The organism is Streptomyces carpinensis (assembly GCF_002154505.1).
In the GTDB taxonomy this organism is placed as follows: Bacteria; Actinomycetota; Actinomycetes; order Streptomycetales; family Streptomycetaceae; genus Streptomyces; species Streptomyces carpinensis.
Genome location: NZ_MUBM01000258.1, coordinates 1 through 2434 on the forward strand (window position 1 = coordinate 1; position 2434 = coordinate 2434).

The window sequence follows — 2434 nt, forward strand, 5'->3', positions numbered from 1 at the left end:
CCCCTAGGGGGCGAGGGTCAGGGTCAAGTGGGTGGATCACCGGATGGGCCGGGGCCCGCCGGTTCCGTAATTTCGAGGTGTGACCGCGAGCGGCGGTCACACGAGCACTCGAAGTCCCACGGAGGCGATCATGTCGGCCCGCACGCACTCCCGGCCCCACCCGGCGCCCCCGGGCGGCGTCGACATCAGGCTGCCGTGGTGGGCCCTGGCCCTGCCGGCCCTCGCCTTCATCACGCTGCTGACCCTGATCCTCAACCCGTCGAACGCCCACGCGGCGACCGGCGACCCCGCGATCACGCAGCTGCTGCAGCGCGCCCAGCAGCTGTTCGCCCGCTGAAGAGGCCCGCCAGGTCACGGCACCGCGGCGCGAGCCGCGTCACCCGTGAACGGGCATGTCAACTCCCTGCGCCCCATGGCCTGTTTCGTGCGAAGCTGGGAGCCATGAGCGTCGCAGAACCCCGCAGGATTGTCCTCTTCCGGCATGCGAAAGCCGACTGGCCCCAGGTGTCCGACCACGAGCGACCGCTCGCCGAGCGGGGCCGCAAGGACGCCGCGGTCGCGGGCCGCAAGCTGGCCGACTCCGGTGTCCACTTCGACCTGGCCCTGTGCTCGACCGCGACCCGTACTCGCGAGACCTGGAAGCTCGCCGTCCACGAGCTGCCGCAGCGGCCGAAAACCGTCTACGAGGAGCGGATCTACGAGGCCTCACCCGGCGAGCTGATCACCGTGCTCAACGAAACGCCGGACGACGTCCAGAACGTCATCCTGATCGGCCACAACCCGGGTGTGCAGGGACTCGCCGAGGTGTTGTCCGGCGCGGCCGAGGGCGACGCACGCGAGCGGATGAACGGCCGCGGCTTCCCGGCCGCCGCCTTCGCCGTCGTCACCTTCGACGGTTCCTGGAAGAGCCTGGAGCCGGGCGTGGCCACACTGCTCGACTACTGGGCCCCGTCCGAGTAACCGCGACCCCGGCGGACACCGGGCCCGGCAGCGGCACAGTCGCCGGGCCCCCGGCGCCGCTCCTCAGGGCCTCCGGACCGGAGGAGCGGCCTCAGCGCGTCGGGCTCAGTCCTCCACGTGTGCGTCCGCCGCCTCGACCTCTTCGCGGGTGACACCCAGCAGGTACAGCACCGTGTCGAGGAACGGCACGTTCACCGCGGTGTGCGCCGCCTCCCGCACCACCGGCTTGGCGTTGAAGGCCACCCCGAGACCGGCCGCGTTCAGCATGTCCAGGTCGTTCGCGCCGTCACCGATCGCCACCGTCTGCGACAGCGGCACGCCCGCCTCGGCCGCGAACCGGCGCAGCAGCCGCGCCTTGCCCGCCCGGTCGACGATTTCGCCGGTGACCCGGCCCGTCAGCTTCCCGTCCACTATCTCCAGCGTGTTGGCCTGCGCGAAGTCCAGCCCGAGCCGGTCCTTGAGATCGTCGGTGACCTGGGTGAAGCCGCCCGAGACGACACCGACCTGGTAACCGAGCCGCTTCAGCGTACGGATCAGGGTGCGCGCGCCCGGCGTCAGCCGCACCTCGCTGCGCACCTTGTCCACCACCGAGGCGTCCAGCCCCGCCAGCAGCGCCACCCGCGCGTGCAGCGACTGCTCGAAGTCCAGTTCCCCGCGCATCGCGGCCGCCGTCACCTCGGCGACCTTGTCCTCGCAGCCGGCATGCGCCGCGAACAGCTCGATCACCTCGTCCTGGATGAGCGTCGAGTCCACGTCCATGACGACCAGGCGCTGCGCCCGCCGGTGCAGGCCCGCCGCGACGACCGCGACATCGACACCCAGTGCCGCCGCGTCCGTCACCAGAGCGGTGCGCAGCGGCTCCGTCTCCACCCCGGACACCGCGAACTCCACCGCCGTCACCGGGTACTTGGCCAGCCGGAAGATACGGTCGATGTTGCCGCCGGCCTTGGTGATACGCGCGGCGATCTGCGCGGTCGCCTCCGCGGTGAGGGGGTGGCCGAGAACGGTGACCAGGGAGCGCCCGAGGCCGCGCGGCCGGTTGTCGCCACGGCCGGAGATGATCTCCGCCTGCATCTTCATCGACTCGGCCCAGCTGTGCACGGTGGCCCGCAGGTCGCCCTCCAGCCCGGCGGGCGGCTGGGTGACGAGCGCGCACAGCACCATCCGGCCACGGGTGACGACCTGCTCGATGTCGACCACGTCGACGGAGTAGGCGGCGAGGGTGTCGAAGAGGCCGGCCGTGATGCCCGGCCTGTCCTTCCCGAAGATCTTGACGAGAAGGGTGAGGTCATCGGAACTCTGCGAAGCGCTCATGGTGTTTCCACCGTATCCGGCACGCAGTGCCTTCCGCGCCTCCGGTCCGCCAGGCGGACAGGGGAGACGCGTGGCGCGGGCGGGGTCACTTCCCCGGTGGCGTCCTCGGTGTCCTCGGTGGTTTCGGCGGCCTCGGCGGAGGGGGCGCGTCCGGTGGGGG

The 2434-nt window shown here is 71.6% G+C and carries 3 protein-coding genes; 2 read left to right on the forward strand and 1 reads right to left on the reverse strand.

The window, feature by feature from the left end:
- The first annotated feature begins 130 nt into the window (after positions 1-130).
- Positions 131-337 (forward strand): hypothetical protein, encoded by a 207-nt coding sequence (locus BZY54_RS31330; protein WP_086728701.1) that lies wholly within the window; start codon positions 131-133, stop codon positions 335-337.
- 104 nt (positions 338-441) lie between these two features.
- Entirely contained in the window at positions 442-960 is a 519-nt protein-coding gene (locus BZY54_RS31335; RefSeq protein WP_086728702.1) for a SixA phosphatase family protein, read from the forward strand.
- 105 nt (positions 961-1065) lie between these two features.
- On the opposite strand, the gene serB is transcribed toward BZY54_RS31335, so the two are convergent.
- On the reverse strand, positions 1066-2274 hold the full coding sequence (serB, locus tag BZY54_RS31340; protein WP_086728703.1) for a phosphoserine phosphatase SerB: 1209 nt from the start codon (positions 2272-2274) through the stop codon (positions 1066-1068).
- Between the last annotated feature and the right edge of the window lie 160 nt (positions 2275-2434).